Source organism: Streptomyces sp. NPDC048057 (assembly GCF_040653095.1).
Classification (GTDB): Bacteria; Actinomycetota; Actinomycetes; order Streptomycetales; family Streptomycetaceae; genus Streptomyces.
Window position 1 is genome coordinate 1 of sequence record NZ_JBEZNF010000059.1, and the last position, 16,153, is coordinate 16,153.

13 protein-coding genes are annotated in these 16,153 nt (G+C 71.9%); 7 read left to right on the plus strand and 6 right to left on the minus strand.

All coding sequences use genetic code 11. The features are described from left to right. Positions 1 to 130 precede the first annotated feature (130 nt). On the minus strand, positions 131 to 3,268 hold the full coding sequence (gene ileS / locus AB0E05_RS36030) for an isoleucine--tRNA ligase (RefSeq protein ID WP_361971760.1): 3,138 nt from the start codon (positions 3,266 to 3,268) through the stop codon (positions 131 to 133). A gap of 616 nt (positions 3,269 to 3,884) precedes the next feature. Here ileS and AB0E05_RS36035 point away from each other — a divergent pair. The 5 genes from AB0E05_RS36035 (at position 3,885) to AB0E05_RS36055 (ending at position 9,040) form a co-directional block, all read left to right on the plus strand. Next, on the plus strand, positions 3,885 to 4,730 hold the full coding sequence (locus AB0E05_RS36035) for a TraR/DksA C4-type zinc finger protein (protein WP_361971762.1): 846 nt from the start codon (positions 3,885 to 3,887) through the stop codon (positions 4,728 to 4,730). 57 nt (positions 4,731 to 4,787) lie between these two features. Next, complete coding sequence (lspA, locus tag AB0E05_RS36040) at positions 4,788 to 5,357, plus strand: signal peptidase II (RefSeq protein ID WP_361971764.1); 570 nt, start codon at positions 4,788 to 4,790, stop codon at positions 5,355 to 5,357. Positions 5,358 to 5,436: 79 nt separating this feature from the next. Further along, positions 5,437 to 6,378 (plus strand): RluA family pseudouridine synthase, encoded by a 942-nt coding sequence (locus AB0E05_RS36045; protein WP_361971766.1) that lies wholly within the window; start codon positions 5,437 to 5,439, stop codon positions 6,376 to 6,378. A 294-nt stretch (positions 6,379 to 6,672) separates the two neighbouring features. Next, on the plus strand, positions 6,673 to 8,259 hold the full coding sequence (locus tag AB0E05_RS36050; RefSeq protein ID WP_361971768.1) for a Na+/H+ antiporter: 1,587 nt from the start codon (positions 6,673 to 6,675) through the stop codon (positions 8,257 to 8,259). A gap of 37 nt (positions 8,260 to 8,296) precedes the next feature. After that, positions 8,297 to 9,040, plus strand: coding sequence for an SDR family oxidoreductase (locus tag AB0E05_RS36055; protein ID WP_361971770.1), 744 nt, complete (start codon positions 8,297 to 8,299; stop codon positions 9,038 to 9,040). A gap of 22 nt (positions 9,041 to 9,062) precedes the next feature. On the opposite strand, the gene AB0E05_RS36060 is transcribed toward AB0E05_RS36055, so the two are convergent. Then, a complete protein-coding gene (locus AB0E05_RS36060) occupies positions 9,063 to 10,184 on the minus strand; it encodes a mechanosensitive ion channel domain-containing protein (RefSeq protein ID WP_361971773.1) in 1,122 nt (373 codons plus the stop codon). 23 nt (positions 10,185 to 10,207) lie between these two features. On the opposite strand from AB0E05_RS36060, the gene AB0E05_RS36065 reads away from it, so the two are divergent. After that, the gene (locus AB0E05_RS36065) at positions 10,208 to 10,777 is read left to right on the plus strand and encodes a dienelactone hydrolase family protein (RefSeq protein WP_361971775.1); all 570 of its coding nucleotides are present in this window, start codon (positions 10,208 to 10,210) and stop codon (positions 10,775 to 10,777) included. 12 nt (positions 10,778 to 10,789) lie between these two features. On the opposite strand, the gene AB0E05_RS36070 is transcribed toward AB0E05_RS36065, so the two are convergent. The 4 genes from AB0E05_RS36070 to AB0E05_RS36085 all read right to left on the minus strand — a co-directional run bounded on the left by AB0E05_RS36070 (position 10,790) and on the right by AB0E05_RS36085 (position 15,780). Next, entirely contained in the window at positions 10,790 to 12,445 is a 1,656-nt protein-coding gene (locus AB0E05_RS36070) for an alkaline phosphatase D family protein (protein WP_361971777.1), read from the minus strand. Between the two features lie 198 nt (positions 12,446 to 12,643). Beyond that, on the minus strand, positions 12,644 to 13,456 hold the full coding sequence (locus AB0E05_RS36075) for a DsbA family protein (RefSeq protein WP_361971779.1): 813 nt from the start codon (positions 13,454 to 13,456) through the stop codon (positions 12,644 to 12,646). Between the two features lie 186 nt (positions 13,457 to 13,642). Continuing rightward, on the minus strand, positions 13,643 to 14,329 hold the full coding sequence (locus tag AB0E05_RS36080; protein WP_361971781.1) for a hypothetical protein: 687 nt from the start codon (positions 14,327 to 14,329) through the stop codon (positions 13,643 to 13,645). Positions 14,330 to 14,421: 92 nt separating this feature from the next. Continuing rightward, positions 14,422 to 15,780 (minus strand): DUF2252 domain-containing protein, encoded by a 1,359-nt coding sequence (locus AB0E05_RS36085; RefSeq protein ID WP_361971783.1) that lies wholly within the window; start codon positions 15,778 to 15,780, stop codon positions 14,422 to 14,424. Between the two features lie 302 nt (positions 15,781 to 16,082). Here AB0E05_RS36085 and AB0E05_RS36090 point away from each other — a divergent pair. Continuing rightward, positions 16,083 to 16,153 (plus strand): hypothetical protein (locus AB0E05_RS36090; protein ID WP_361971785.1); only part of this gene is annotated, 71 nt, incomplete at its 3' end.

The following is a 16,153-nucleotide window of genomic DNA, read 5'->3' on the forward strand; positions in this document are numbered from 1 at the left end:
AGGGCCTTGGGCCCCTGAGCCTGCCGGTTCTCCCGGATCCTGAAGTCCATCGCACCCCTTGAGCTGAGGTGTTGCAACGACCACTAGAACGGAAGTGAAGAGGACGGGGCCTTGGTGTTGGAGCGGTGCCTCAGACCTTGCGCAGGTGGAAGGTGAGGGACAGCGCCTCGTCGCTGAAGGCCGGGCCGTACGAGTCGTCCGCGGCCGACCGGGCGAAGCCGGTGGCCAGCACCTCGTCCGCGATCAACGCGCTGTGCTCCGTGAGGGCGTGCGCGGTCGAGGCGTCCTCGGTGGACCAGACGACGGCGATGCGGTCGGCCACGTCCAACCCGCTGTTCTTGCGGGCCTCCTGGATGAGCCGGATCGCGTCCCGGGCCAGCCCCGCGAGCCGTAGCTCCGGGGTGATCTCCAGATCGAGGGCGACCGTCGCACCGGAGTCGGACGCCACGGACCAGCCCTCGCGCGGGGTCTCCGTGATGATGACCTCGTCCGGGGCGAGCAGCACGGTCTCGCCGTCCACCTCCAGGCTGGCCTCCCCGTCGCGCAGCGCCAGCGCCAGCGCGGCGGCGTCCGCCTCGGCGACCGCCTTCGCGACCGCCTGGACGCCCTTGCCGAACCGCTTGCCCAGCGCCCGGAAGTTGGCCTTCGCGGTGGTGTCCACCAGCGAACCGCCGACCTCGGACAGGGACGCCAGCGAGGAGACGTTCAGCTCCTCCGTGATCTGCGCGTGCAGCTCGGGGGAGAGGGCGTCGAAACCGGTCGCCGCCACCAGCGCGCGGGACAGCGGCTGCCGGGTCTTGACCCCGGACTCCGCCCGCGTCGCCCGGCCCAGCTCGACCAGCCGCCGCACCAGCGCCATCTGCCGCGACAGCGCCTCGTCGACCAGCGTCGCATCGGCCTTCGGCCACTCGCTCAGGTGCACCGACTCCGGGGCGTCCGGGGCGACCGGGACGACGAGGTCCTGCCAGACCCGCTCCGTGATGAACGGGGTCAGCGGGGCCATCAGCCGGGTGACCGTCTCGACCACCTCGTGCAGGGTGCGCAGCGCCGCCGCGTCGCCCTGCCAGAAGCGGCGCCGGGACCGTCGTACGTACCAGTTGGACAGGTCGTCGACGAACGCGGACAACAGCTTGCCGGCGTGCTGGGTGTCGTACGCCTCCATGGCCTCGGTGACCTGGTCCACCAGCGTGTTCAGCTCGCCGAGCAGCCAGCGGTCCAGGACCGGGCGGTCGGCGGGCGCCGGGTCGGCGGCGGAGGGGGCCCAGCTCGACGTACGGGCGTACAGCGACTGGAAGGCGACGGTGTTCCAGTAGGTCAGCAGCGTCTTGCGGACGACCTCCTGGATCGCGCCGTGCCCGACCCGGCGGGCCGACCACGGGGAGCCGCCGGCCGCCATGAACCAGCGGACCGCGTCCGCGCCGTGCTGGTCCATCAGCGGGATCGGCTGGAGGATGTTCCCCAGGTGCTTGGACATCTTGCGGCCGTCCTCGGCGAGGATGTGGCCGAGGCAGACCACGTTCTCGTACGACGACTTGTCGAAGACCAGCGTCCCGACGGCCATCAGGGTGTAGAACCAGCCGCGGGTCTGGTCGATGGCCTCCGAGATGAACTGCGCCGGGTAGCGCTTCTCGAACAGCTCCTTGTTCTTGTACGGGTAGCCCCACTGCGCGAAGGGCATCGAACCGGCGTCGTACCAGGCGTCGATGACCTCGGGGACGCGGGTCGCCGTGCCGCCGCACTCGGGGCAGTCGAAGGTGACGTCGTCGATGAAGGGGCGGTGCGGGTCGAGCGCGGTCTGGTCCGTGCCGGTCAGCTCGGTCAGCTCGGCGCGCGAGCCGACGCAGGTGAGGTGGTCGTCCTCGCAGCGCCAGATCGGCAGCGGGGTGCCCCAGTAGCGGTTGCGGGACAGGGCCCAGTCGACGTTGTTGTTGAGCCAGTCGCCGAACCGGCCGTGCTTGACGGAGTCCGGGAACCAGTTCGTCCGCTCGTTCTCCTCGATCAGCCGGTCCTTGACCGCGGTCGTGCGGATGTACCAGGACGGCTGCGCGTAGTACAGCAGCGCGGTGTGGCAGCGCCAGCAGTGCGGATAGCTGTGCTCGTACGGGATGTGGCGGAAGAGCTTGCCGCGGGCGTCGAGGTCCGCGGTCAGCGCCTCGTCGGCCTTCTTGAAGAAGACGCCGCCGACCAGCGGCAGGTCCTCCTCGAAGGTGCCGTCGGGGCGGACCGGGTTGACCACCGGCAGGCCGTAGGCGCGGCAGACCTTGAGGTCGTCCTCGCCGAAGGCGGGGGACTGGTGGACCAGACCCGTGCCGTCCTCGGTGGTGACGTAGTCGGCGTTGACGACGAAGTGTGCGGGGGCGGGGAACTCGACCAGGTCGAAGGGGCGCTCGTAGGTCCAGCGCTCCATCTCGGCACCGGTGAAGGACCGGCCGGTGGCCTCCCATCCTTCGCCGAGGGACTTCTCCAACAGCGGCTCGGCGACGACGATCCGCTCCGTGCCGTCGGTCGCGACCACGTAGGTGACGTCGGGGTGGACGGCGACGGCGGTGTTCGACACCAGGGTCCACGGGGTCGTGGTCCACACCAGCAGCGACGCCTCGCCGGCGAGCGGGCCGGAGGTGAGCGGGAAGCGCACGTACACGGACGGGTCGACGACCGTCTCGTACCCCTGTGCCAGCTCGTGGTCCGACAGGCCCGTGCCGCAGCGGGGGCACCAGGGGGCGACGCGGTGGTCCTGGACCAGCAGCCCCTTGCCGAAGATCTCCTTCAGCGACCACCAGACGGAGTCGATGTACTCCGGCTTCATGGTCCAGTACGCCTCGTCGAGGTCGACCCAGTAGCCCATGCGGTCGGTCAGCTCGGCGAAGGCGTCCGTGTGCCGGGTCACCGACGCGCGGCACTTCTCGTTGAACTCCGCGATGCCGTACGCCTCGATGTCCTGCTTCCCGGAGAAGCCCAGCTCCTTCTCGACGGCGAGCTCGACCGGCAGTCCGTGGCAGTCCCAGCCGGCCTTGCGGGCGACGTGGTAGCCGCGCATGGTGCGGAAGCGGGGGAAGACGTCCTTGAAGACGCGCGCCTCGATGTGGTGGGCGCCGGGCATGCCGTTGGCGGTCGGCGGGCCCTCGTAGAAGACCCACTCGGGGCGGCCCTCGGACTGGGCGAGGCTCTTGGCGAAGACCTTGTTCTCGCGCCAGAAGTCGAGCACGGCGTGCTCCAGCGCGGGCAGGTCCACCTGGGCGGGGACCTGGCGGTACTGGGGGGGTGTCATGGGCGAAACTCCTCCGGCGGACAGACTCTCTTCCGTCGGAGGGACGAGAGCGGTCGGCTCCCGCGGTACCACCCTCCTTGACGGCGCGCGGTGCGCCGTCCCCTCATTGGGTCGCGAAGCCGGGTCTAGTCGCCGCGGGCTGATCCGTGGCTTTCTTCCGGCGGCTCCGGGGTGATGCTTCACGTCGCGCCGGTCCCCCGGGCTCGCACCGTCCCCGGGTCGCTCATGGCTGCTCGCGACGCTACTCGGCCCCATCGACGCCTTTCGCTCAGCCCAGTGTAAGCGCCGCGGAGGGTCCGGACCGACCGGTTTACGGGCGGTCGGGCCGGGGCGCGGGGGCGGGCGGGGACGTGACCCGAACGGAGGAGGGGTGCACCGCGCCCCGGCGGCGGTCGGCACGGGTGCCCTGACGGGCGGCGTGCAGGCGCTGTCAAGGGGCGGATTACGGGGCGGGGGACCGGGCACAACGGATGAAGGCCCGATTCACCGAGACCGTTGTGCGAGACCGAGGTGGTCGACATGTGGCGGCGTGCCCCGTTTGCCGCGGAGCTGGGGTCGATTTATCGTCCCAGCACGATTCGCGAGCAAGATCACAATATGTGAAGGGGCCGCGGCCATGGTGGCGAAGAAGACCGCTGCGAAGAAGAGCGCTGCCCAGGAGGCCGTGGCCGGGACGGCGGCCGGCGGGCCGCGCAAGGACGCGGCGGACGGGGCCGCGACCGAGGGGTCCGCGGGGAAGGAGCCCGTCGCCCGAAAGGCGGCGGCGAAGGCCACCAAGAAGGCACCGGCGAAGAAGACCGCCGCGAAGAAGGCGGCCAAAGAGACGGCTGGGGCGACCGCGCCGACGGCCGAGAAGGCGCCGGCGAAGAAGACCGCTGCGAAGAAGGCCGTGGCCAAGAAGGTCGCGGCGAAGAAGAGCGCAGCTCAGAAGAGCGCGAAGACAGCGAAGACCGCGAAGAAGTCCCCAAGGCAGACAGGAGCCGGGAAAGTGGGAGCGAAGAAGACCGTGGCCCTCGACGAGGGCCCCACGGCGGTGCCCACCGCGCGCGACGCGGCGGCCCCCGCGCAGGAACTCGCCGTACGTCCGGGCGAGGAGCCCTGGACTCCGGAGGAGGTCGCGGCGGCCCGGGCCAAGCTGGAGGGCGACGTCGCCCGGCTCACCGCCGAGCTGACCGCCTCCGAGGCGGCCCTCGCCGGACTCATGCGCGACTCCGGCGACGGCGCCGGTGACGACGACGCCGACACGGGCACGAAGAACATCACCCGCGAGCACGAGCTGTCGCTGGCCGCGAACGCCCGCGAGATGCTGGAGCAGACCGAGCGCGCCCTGCTGCGGCTGGACGCCGGCACGTACGGCATCTGCGAGAACTGCGGGAAGCCGATCGGCAAGGCCAGGATGCAGGCGTTCCCGCGCGCCACCCTGTGTGTGGAGTGCAAGCAGAAGCAGGAGCGCCGGGGCTGAGTCCGGAGCTGTGACGTACCCTCGTGCTCAGTCAGGCACCTAGGTTGAGGGACTCACGTGGCAGAGGCGGAGCGCATCATCGGTACGCCGGAGGACGGAGCCGAGAGCGGCGAGGCGGAGGCCCCCGCGGAGCGGCCCCGGGGCAAACGCAAGATCGCCGTGCTCGTCGGCGTCGCCGTGGTCGCCTACCTGATCGACCTGGTCAGCAAGATGATCGTGGTGGCCAAGCTGGAGCACCGGCCGTCGATCGAGGTCGTCGGGGACCTGCTGAAGTTCACCGCGGTGCGCAACCCCGGCGCGGCCTTCGGGATCGGCGAGGCGTTCACCGTGATCTTCACGGTGATCGCGGCGACGGTGATCGTCGTGATCGTCCGGCTGGCCCGCAAGCTCTACAGCCTGCCGTGGGCCATCGCGCTGGGTCTGCTGCTGGGCGGGGCGCTCGGCAACCTCACGGACCGGATCTTCCGCTCCCCGGGCGTCTTCGAAGGCGCCGTCGTCGACTTCATCGCGCCGGCGCACTTCGCGGTCTTCAACCTGGCCGACACCGCGATCGTGTGCGGCGGCTTCCTGATCGTGATCCTCTCCTTCCGGGGGCTCGACCCGGACGGGACCGTCCACAAGGACTGACGCCTCGTCCCGGGGCGGGCGGGCCCGTCCGCCTTGCACGCGTGCGAGACGGGCACGCGGGCAAGGCATACTCGGACGGGTGAGTACGCTTCCCGAGATCCGCACCCTGCCCGTACCCGACGGCCTGGAGGGCGAGCGCGTCGACGCCGCCATCTCCCGCATGTTCGGCTTCTCCCGTACGAAGGCGGCGGAGCTGGCCGCGCTGGGGAAGGTGCAGGTCGACGGCGCGGTCGTCGGAAAGTCGGAGCGGGTGCACGGCGGTGCGTGGCTCGAAGTGGAGATGCCGCAGGCGCCCGCGCCGGTGCAGATCGTCGCCGAGCCCGTCGAGGGCATGGAGATCATCCACGACGACGACGACATCGTGGTGATCGTGAAGCCGGTCGGCGTGGCCGCGCACCCCAGCCCCGGGTGGACCGGCACGACCGTGATCGGCGGCCTCGCCGCGGCGGGGTACCGGATCTCCACGTCCGGTGCGGCCGAGCGGCAGGGCGTCGTGCACCGGCTGGACGTCGGGACCAGCGGGCTGATGGTCGTCGCGAAGTCCGAGCGCGCGTACACCCTGCTGAAGCAGCAGTTCCGGGAGCGCACGGTCGACAAGCGCTACCACGCGCTGGTGCAGGGCCACCCCGACCCGATGAGCGGCACGATCGACGCGCCGATCGGGCGGCATCCGAACCACGACTACAAGTGGGCCGTCACCGCCGAGGGCAAGCCGTCGGTCACCCACTACGACCTGCTGGAGGCGTTCCGGGCGGCGTCCCTGCTGGACATCAAGCTGGAGACGGGCCGCACCCACCAGATCCGGGTCCACATGTCGGCGCACCGGCACCCGTGCGTGGGGGACCTGACGTACGGGGCGGACCCGACGCTGGCGAAGCGGCTGGGGCTGACGCGGCAGTGGCTGCATGCGGTGCGGTTGGGGTTCGAGCATCCGTCGGACGGGCGGTGGGTGGAGTTCGAGAGCGGGTACCCGGAGGACTTGCAGGTGGCGCTGGACCGCATCGCCGCGGAGAGCGTGTAGCGGGAGCGGGGCGCCCTGCGGGCGGGCGGTGCGGTGGCGTCTTCGCCGTGGCGCTGAAGGCGCGTCGGCCTCTGCGGGCCGGTGGTCGGTTGTTCGCGCAGTTCCGCCCCCTATGCCCGGAGGGCATGGGGGCCCCAGCGCCCCTGTTTCGCTTCCCCCGGTGTTTCGCCTGCGGGCCACGGACGGGGATTTAGGGGCGCAAGCCCACTACCGGGCCGCAGCCGCCAGCAAGGGGCCCGCGCTTCTGCTCGACCTGGGGCGTCGAAAATCGGACGCACGGGGTATAAGGGGCGCGTGGATCAGGTTGCGCTGTTGTTGGGGCTGGTACTCGGGGCCGTGGTGAGTGTGCCGTTGGGGGAGCGGCTCGATCTGCCCGCGCCGGTGTTGATGACGCTCGCCGGTGCGGGCGTCGCCTTCCTGCCCTTCGTGCCGAACGTGGCGATCCCGCCGGAGTTCATCCTGCCGCTGGTGCTGCCGCCCCTGCTGTACGCCGCCGTGCAGCGCACCTCCTGGCGGCAGTTCGCCGCCAACGTGCGCCCCATCTTCCTCCTCGCGGTCGCGCTGGTCTTCGTCACCACCGCGGCCGTCGCGTTCGTCGTCAACGCCGTCGTGCCGGGCCTGCCGATCGCCGCGGCCGTCGCACTCGGGGCGCTCGTCGCGCCGCCGGACCCGGTCGCGGCCACCGCGGTCGCCGGTCGGCTCGGGCTGCCGCGGCGGCTGGTGTCCATCCTGGAGGGCGAGGGTCTCTTCAACGACGTCACCGCCATCGTGCTCTACCACGTGGCGATCGCCGCGGCCGTCAGCGGCAGCTTCTCCTGGTCCGCCGCCGCCGTCCAACTGCTGCTGTCCGCCGTCGTCGCGGTGGTCGTGGGAGTGGTGATCGGGTGGCTGTCGAACAGGCTGATGGGGTTCCTGGGGGACGCCATCCTCCAGGTGGGGCTCACCCTGATGGTGCCGTTCGTCAGTTACGTCGTCGCCGAGGAGCTGCACGGCTCCGGCGTGCTCGCGGTGCTCATCACCGCGCTCTTCCTCGCCGAGCACGCCGCCGACGCGGACGACGTCATGGGGCGACTGGCCGGGAACACCTTCTGGGGCGTGGTGGACACCCTGGTCACCGGCGTCGCGTTCGGCCTCATCGGACTGGAACTGCGCAACGTCTTCGGCACCGCCGACGGCCAGGTGCCGCGGATGCTCGGCTGGGGCGCGACCATCACCGCCGTGGTGATCGGCGTACGGCTGCTGTGGCTGCTCCCGGCCACCTGGCTCGCCAAGCGGCTGCACGGCAAACGGGACTACGACGAGGACATCCCGATGAGCTGGCGGGAGACCGTCGTCATGTGGTGGTCCGGCATGCGCGGCGTCGCCTCCGTGGCGCTCGCCCTCGCCGTCCCGCTGACCACGGACGACGGCGCCCCCTTCCCCGGCCGCGACGAGATCGTCTTCATCGCCTTCGTGGTGATCCTCGCGACCCTGCTGCTCCAGGGCCTGACCCTGCCCTGGTTGGTGAAGCGGCTCGGCGTGCGCGCGGACGTGGACGCCGAGCGGGACCTGGAGCACGAGCTGGCGGTGCGCGCGGCCCGCGCCGCCAGGCACCGGCTCAAGGAGATCGAGGAGGTCGAGGAGCTGCCGGAGGAGGTCAGCGAGCGGCTGCACCGGGGCGCGTACGAGGTGGGCGCCCGGATCAGCCCCGACATCGTCGACGAGGACCGGCGCGAGTGGTTCGCCCGGCGTACCGAGCGGGCGCGGACCGTGCAGCGCATCCAGCGCGAGATGCTGTCGGCCGCCCGCCACGAAGTGCTCGCCGCCCGCAGCGAACCGGGCGCCGATCCGGAGGTCGTCGACCGGGTGCTGCGTCATCTGGACGTACGCAGCCTGCGCTGAGCCCCGACCGGTCCGCGGGGCTCGTAGGATCCGCACCATGGCGCGCACCGTGGTGATCAGTGGCGGAGGAACGGGCATCGGGCTGGCGGCGGCGGAGACGTTCGCCGAGGGCGGGGACCGGGTGGTGCTGCTCGGCCGGCGCGCCGACGTGCTGGAGCGTGCCGCGGCCTCGCTGCCGGGCGCCGCGCACTGCGCGGGCGACCTCGGCGACCCCGCCGACGTGCGCCGCGTCGCCGACTTCGTGGAGCGGGAGTACGGCACCGTGGACGTCCTCGTCCACAGCGCCGGCGGCACCGGCGGGGCCGTGCCCGAAGGGCACGAGGACCCGCTGGACGACCTGCACCAGGAGTGGACGGTCAACTTCCGGCTCAACACCCTCACCGCCGTGCTGCTGACCGAAGCGCTCCGGGACCGACTGGCCACGCCCGGGGGACGGGTGCTCTTCCTCAGCTCGATCGCCGCCGCCCGCGGCTCGGGCCGGCCGGCGTACGCCGCGGCGAAGGCGGCGCTCCACCCGTACGCCTTCCAGCTCGCCCGGGTCCTCGGGCCGCGCGGGATCACCGTGAACGTGGTGTCGCCCGGCTACGTCGAGGAGACCGACTTCTTCGGCGGCGACTTCCCCGCGGACCACCTGGCGGAGCTGATCAAGGAGACGGCCACCGGGCGCATCGGGCACCCGGGGGACATCGCCCAGACCCTGCACTGGCTGGCCTCCTCCGCGGCGGGCCACCTCACCGCGCAGGTCATCCAGGTCAACGGCGGGGCGGAACGCGGCCACTGAGCCGGGTTCCGCCCCGGCCGCCTCAGCCCCGGCCCGTACCCGGTCGGCCCGCGCCCGGAATCCGGACCTCGGGCGCCTCGTCCCGCACCTCCTCGTGCCCCTTCTCGCGGGCCGCCGCGGGTGCCGTCGCGATCCGCGGCAGCGCGTACGGATGGTGCTCGTGCAGCCACGTCACCAACTGCTCCCGCACCGCGCACCGCACCGTCCAGATGTCGTCCGCGTCCTTCGCCGTCATCACCGCCCGCACCTGGATGGTCGACGGGGTGGTGTCGGTGACCGCCAGCGAGAAGTCGCGCCGGTCCCACGCCGGGTGCGCCTCGACGACCTCGCGCAGCTTCTGCCGCATCAGCTCCACCGGCGCCGAGTGGTCCAGGTGGAAGAAGACCGAGCCGGTCATCTGCGCGCCGCCGCGCGACCAGTTCTCGAACGGCTTGCCGGTGAAGTACGAGACCGGCATCGTGATCCGCCGCTCGTCCCAGGTGCGCACGGTCAGCGAGGTCAGGGTGATCTCCTCGACCGTGCCCCACTCGCCCTCCACGACCACCGTGTCCCCGATGCGCACCATGTCGCCGAAGGCGATCTGGAGTCCGGCGAAGAGGTTGCCGAGGGTGGACTGCGCGGCGACGCCGGCGACGATGCCGAGGACACCGGCCGACGCCAGCATGGACGTGCCCACCGTCCGCATCGCCGGGAAGGTCAGCAGCATCGCCGCGGCCGCGACCACCCCCACCACGGCGACCACGACCCGTTGGATCAGCGTGACCTGGGTGCGCACCCTGCGCACCCGGGCCGGATCGCGGGTCGCCGCCGCGTACCGGCTGTACGTGGACTCCACCACCGCCTGCGCGATCCGCACCACCAGCCAGGCCGAGGCCCCGATCAGCACCAGGGTGAGGAACCGTCCGAACCCCTCCTCGTGGTCGTCGACCACACCGATGCCGGTCTGTCGGTAGGCGCCTCTGAGCAGCCCGGCCGCCAGCACCACCTGCAACGGCGGGCGGCAGCGGCGCAACAGGCCCCACAGCGGGGTCTCGGCGTGCCGGGAGTCGGCACGCCGCAACAATCGGTCGACCAGCCAGCCCACGAGCAGCGTGAGCACCAGCGTGCCGCCGAAGACGAGCAAGGGACGCAGCGTGTTCTCCATGCAGGGGAACGTAACCTGGCGGCATGAACATCATGCTCTTTCATTCCACCTACGGTCTGCGACCGGCCGATCACTCGGCCGCCGAGCGGCTCGAAACCGCAGGTCACCGGGTGTGGACCCCCGACCTCTTCGAAGGCAGGACCTTCGAGACGGTCGAGGAGGGCATGGCCTTCAAGGAGGAGCTCGGCCAGGAGGAGCTGCTGCGCCGGGGCATCGCCGCGTCCGCGCCGCACTCCGACGCCGGGCTGGTGTACGCCGGGTTCTCACTCGGCGCCTCCGTCGCGCAGAACCTGGCGCTCGGCGACGAGCGCGCCCGCGGACTGCTGCTCCTGCACGGCACCTCCGACATCGCCGACGGCACGACCGTCGACGAACTCCCGGTCCAGTTGCACATCGCCGACCCCGACCCCTTCGAGCCGCACGACTGGCTGACCGCGTGGTACCTGCGGATGGGGCGGGCGGGCGCCGACGTCGAGGTGTACGGCTACCCCGGCGCCGGCCACATCTTCACCGACCCGGACCTGCCCGACTACGATCAGGAAGCGGCCGAGCAGACCTGGCGGGTCGCCCTCGCCTTCCTGGACAGCCTTTAACCACCTCGGGCGTCAGCCCACCGGTTGGCGGACGCGTTCGACCTTCTGCGTACCGCTGAGCGTGCGGTACGAGCGGGCCCAAGAGGACGTCGCGTCCGGCTGCGCACGGTCCGACACCACGTAGTAGTCCATCTGGGCGCGCTCCGCGGTGACGTCGAGGACGCCGTAGCCGTGGCTGTCCATGTCCAGCCACTGCACATGGCGGTTGGCGCCCTTGATCGCCGCGCCGGCGACCAGCGACAGCGTGCGCGGCGCCACGTTCAGCAGGTCGTTCAGGTTGTCGGACGACACCGACGTCACCACGAACTCGGTCGCCGCCGACCCCGACAGCGGATAGGTCGCGGCCTTCGCCGGGACGTCGTTGGCCCAGGCCATGTGGATGTCGCCGGTGAGGAACACCGTGTTGCTGACGGACCGCAGCACGAGGTGCTCCAACAGCTCCCTGCGGTCGTCCGTGTACCCGTCCCACTGGTCCACGCTGATCGCCAGGCCGCCCTCCGGCAGCCCCAACAACGTGGCGACGGGGGCCAACAGGTGCGCCGGCAGCGCACCGAAGGCGACGGGGGAGATCATCACCGACGTCCCGACCAGCTTCCACGTCGCGTCGGACCCGACGAGCCCCGCCTTCAGCCAGTCGAGCTGCGCTCGGCCGGTGATCGTGCGGTCCGGGTCGTCCACCGCGCCGCTGCCGAGCCTCGTCTGCTCCGAGCGGAAGGTCCGCAGGTCGAGCAGGTGCAGATCGGCCAACGTGCCGAAGCGCAGCCGACGGTAGACCGTGCCCTCGGTGGACGCGCGGACGGGCATCCACTCGAAGTACGCGCGGCGGGCGGCGGCGGCCCGGGTCGCGAAGTCGCCCTCGGCGCCCGGCGTGTGGTTCTCCGCGCCGCCCGCCCAGGCGTCGTTGGCGATCTCGTGGTCGTCCCAGATGGCTATCACGGGGTGCGCGGCGTGCAGCGCCCGCAGGTCCGGGTCCGTCTTGTACGTGGCGTGGCGCAGCCGGTAGTCGGCCAGGGTGACGATCTCGTGCTCCGGCGCGTGCCGGCGCACCACCTCGTCCGGCTTGGGGTACGTCCCCGTGGCGTACTCGTAGATGTAGTCGCCGAGGTGGAGCACGGCGTCCAGGTCGCCGCGGGCGGCGAGGTGGCGGTACGCGGAGAAGTAGCCGGCCTCCCAGTTGGCGCAGGAGACCACACCGAAGCGGACGCGCGCCCCGGCGGCGTCGCCGTCCGCGGCCGGGGCGGTGCGGGTGCGGCCCACCGGGGAGGCGGTCCCGCCCGCGGTGAAGCGGAAGTAGTAGTCGGTGCCCGGGTGCAGTCCGCGGACGTCGACCTTGACGGTGTGGTCGGTGGCGGCCGTGGCGGTCGTCTCGCCGCGGGCGGTGACGCGGGCGAACTCCCGGTCCTCGGCGACCTCCCACCCCACCGGGGTGTCCGGGCCGAGGCCCGAGCCGGGCCGGGCTTCGGCGGACGGCGTGACGCGGGTCCACAGCAGGACGCCGTCGGGGAGCGGGTCGCCGGAGGCGACGCCGTGGTGGAAGAGGTGGACCTGGGCCGCGGCGGGGGCGGCCGATGCGGTGGCCGCGAGGGTCGGTGCGGCGACGGCGGCGGTGGCGGCAGCGGCCTTGACGACCGTGCGGAGACGGGGAGTTGACGGGGATCGACTGGTCACGGCCCCGCACCCTACTCGTCGGTAGGGCAGATGGGTACAAGATCGTCGAACGTCATCCGCATCGAGACGGAACCGGGACGGTGCCACGACGTACGGGCCGGTGCGCGTGGTTCTTGAGGTGTGGGAGAGGCATACGGGGCTGGGCGGGCGAAGGCCCCGGGGCTTTGCGCCCCGGGGCCGGTGTCGGCTCGCGGTGGGTCAGCCGGCCAGCGCCTTGTCGACCGTCGTGCGGAACTCCTCCGCCGTCATCGGCGGGCTGTCCGTGCCCTCGGTGGTGACCTTCTTGCCGTCCATCCTCAGCGCCGGGGTGCCGCCCATGCCGCTCTTGTCGAACTGCGCGGACATCTTCATCGCCCAGGCGTCGAAGGTCCCGTCCTCGACGTTCTTCTTGAACGCGGCGTTGTCCTTGAGCGCCGGCACGGTGTCCGCGATCTCCAGGAGGTAGGAGTCCTTGGCGAACTTGTCGCTGCCCTTGGGGTGGAACTCCTTCGAGTACAGCGCCGCCTTGAAGTCCGAGAACGCCTCGGGGCTGACGTCGAGCGCGGCCCCCAGCGCGCTCATGGCGTTCTTCGAGCCCTCGCCCTGGTCCCCGTTGTCGAGGAAGGTGGCGCCGACGAACTGCACCTTGTACTTGCCCTCGGCGACGTCCTTCTTCATCGTCTCGCCGACGCCCTGCTCGAAGGCGGCGCAGGAGGGGCAGCGGGGGTCTTCGTAGACCTCCAGCGTCTTCTTCGCCTCCGGCTTGCCGAGGAGGACCGTGGTGCCGTTCTCACCGCTGGTGTTCTTGGGCGCGGTGACGTTCTTCTCGTCCTTCGCGGCCTCCCAGTGGTCCGGCTTGCTCGCCTCCATCACGGCGAAGCCGACGCCGGCGGCGAGGGCGAGCACGCCGACCGTGGAACCGGCGACGATCAGCTGACGGCGGACGCGGTCCTTCTTGGCCTGCCGCTCGCGCTCCAGCCGCAGCCGCTCGCGGGCCGCTGCCTTGTTGACCTTGTTGTTGCGTGCACTCATGCGGGATCACTCCATGGGGGACGTATCGGGAGATACGGCGTCAAGGGAAGGGAAGGGGGTACGGCGGAGGGGCGCGCCCGCGTCACGCCGTACACCAAGGCGCCGCGCACCGGCGCCCCTGACCGCGGCCAGGAAGGGCCGGCAGGGAGGGTGCCGCGACGGAGGGTGGCGACAGGCCCCAGGCCGCTACGCCGCGAGGGCGAAGGGCGCCGCGGGCCGCGGCGGGCCCCGCAGGCCGAGCGCGTGCACCAGCAGGAGGGTGCGGAAGGAGGTGTGCCACGGGGCGGGACGCGCCGGGCGTCGCGCCGGGCCGTGCACCGCCACCGCGGCGGCCACCGCCAGCAGCAGCGGACGGAAGGCGAGCGCGCCCACCGACCGCACCAGCCGGGCCAGCGCCTCCTCGCCGCGCCACAGCCAGAGCGAGGCGAAGAGCCCCACCGAGACGTGGGCGGCGAGCAGCAGCCAGGGCAGCGCGGGGTCGGTGGCCGGCAGCAGGGCCGTGGTGCCGTCGCCGGAGACGCCGGGGAACTGGGTGCCCACGGAGCCCCCGCACAGCACGTCGAACCCGAGGGCCCGCAGCGATCCGGTGACCGGGCCGCCGGCGGGGCCGTAGCAGACGTCCTGGCTGCCGTTGAAGACGGTGTCGGCGGCCAGCTCCAGCGGGACCAGCAGCCCCGCGATCCGCCAGAAGCCCCGCTCGCGCCCCGACAGGGCGTACGCGACGAGGAAGACGCCCGCGGTCAGCGCGGCCACGGTGGACCACGGCAGCGGGGCCTGGGAGAGCAGCACGTGGGACGCCGTGGACAGCGTCACGACCAGTGCCGTGAAGATCGCTGCCCGCAGCGCTCTGAGCTGCATTCCCGATACGTCCATCGTCTGCCGAGTGTGCCATGACTTGCTGAGAGGAGTCTGAGGAGGCGGCCGGGGCCCGCTGGCTGCGGGCCCCGGCCGATGTGCCGGGGCCGTCAGAGGCCCGGTATGCGTCCGTTGCGGAAGAGGTCCACGAAGATCTGGTGGTCCACCCGGGCGCGGTTGCCGTACGCGTGGGCGAAGTCCACCAGCAGCTCCGGGAAGCCGTCCTCGTCGGCGGCGATCGCCGCGTCGATGGCCCGCTCGGTGGAGAACGGCACCAGGGAGTGGCCGCTCTCGTCGTCCGCGGCGCCGTGCATCGTGGCGGTGGCCCGGCCGAGGTCGGCGACGACGGCCGCGATCTCCTGCGGGTCGTCGATGTCGGACCAGTCCAGGTCCACGGCGTACGGGGAGACCTCGGCGACGAGCTGGCCCTCGCCGTCCAGCTCGGTCCAGCCCAGCCACGGGTCGGCGTGGTCCTGGAGGGCGCGCTGCGAGATCACCGTGCGGTGGCCCTCGTGGTGGAAGTACTTCCGTACGGCCTCGTCGTCGATGTGGCGGGAGACGGCCGGTGTCTGGGCCTGCTTCATGTAGATCACGACGTCGTTCTCCAGGGCGTCGCTGTTGCCCTCCAGGAGGATGTTGTACGACGGGAGTCCGGCCGATCCGATGCCGATCCCGCGCCGGCCGACGACGTCCTTGACCCGGTACGAGTCGGGGCGGGCCAAGCTGGCCTCCGGCAGCGTCTCCAGATAGCCGTCGAAGGCGGCGAGGACCTTGTAGCGGGTGGCCGCGTCCAGCTCGATCGAGCCGCCGCCGGCGGCGAAGCGCCGCTCGAAGTCCCGGATCTCCGTCATGGAGTCCAGCAGCGAGAAGCGGGTCAGCGAGCGGGCGTCGCGCAGGGCGTCGAGCAGCGGCCCCTGGGCGGTGTCCAGGGTGAAGGGCGGCACGTCGTCGTCCGCGGCGCCGGTCGCCAGGGCGTGGATCCGCTCGCGGTAGGCGGCGGCGTAGATCCGCACCAGCTCGCTGATCTGCTCGTCGCTGAGGGCCTTGGTGTAGCCGATCAGGGCCAGGGAAGCGGCGAGCCGCTTCAGGTCCCAGGTGAAGGGGCCGACGTACGCCTCGTCGAAGTCGTTGACGTTGAAGACCAGGCGGCCGTTGGAGTCCATGTACGTGCCGAAGTTCTCCGCGTGGAGGTCGCCGTGGATCCACACGCGGCTGGTCCGCTCGTCCAGGTACGGCCCGCTGCCGATGGCGCGGTCGCCACGGGCGGCGTGCTCCCGCTCCAGGTCGCGGTAGAACAGGCAGGCCGTGCCCCGGTAGAAGGCGAACGCCGAGGCCGCCATCTTCCGGAACTTGACCCGGAAGGCGGCCGGATCTGCGGCCAGGAGCTCGCCGAAGGCGGTCCCGAAGACGGCGAGGATCTCCTCGCCGCGCTCGTCGGCCGTGACCTCGGCGGGGTGCGGTACCGGCATCGCTGTGTGCCTCCTGCTGCAAGGGTGGAACGAAAGGACCCGGCCACCGCGGCCGGGAGCGGGCCCGCCGTACGGGCCCTCGTCCTCCCAACGTCCGGGGCGGCCCCCGAGTGCCCGCACGACGAAGGCTGCGGCGCGGCCGACGGCGGTTCCGGGAGGGGCGCGGACGGAGGCCCGGGGAGGGGGCGCGGGCGCCCGCGGCTGTCGGCCGCAAGTCGTAGACTTCGACGCTGTCACCCCAGACGTCCCGCGCCCCTCTGGAGGCCCCAGCCGTGACAAAGCCGCCCTTCACGCATCTGCACGTGCACACGCAGTATTCGCTGCTGGATGGTGCGGCGCGGTTGAAGGACATGTTCGCCGCGTGCAATGAGAT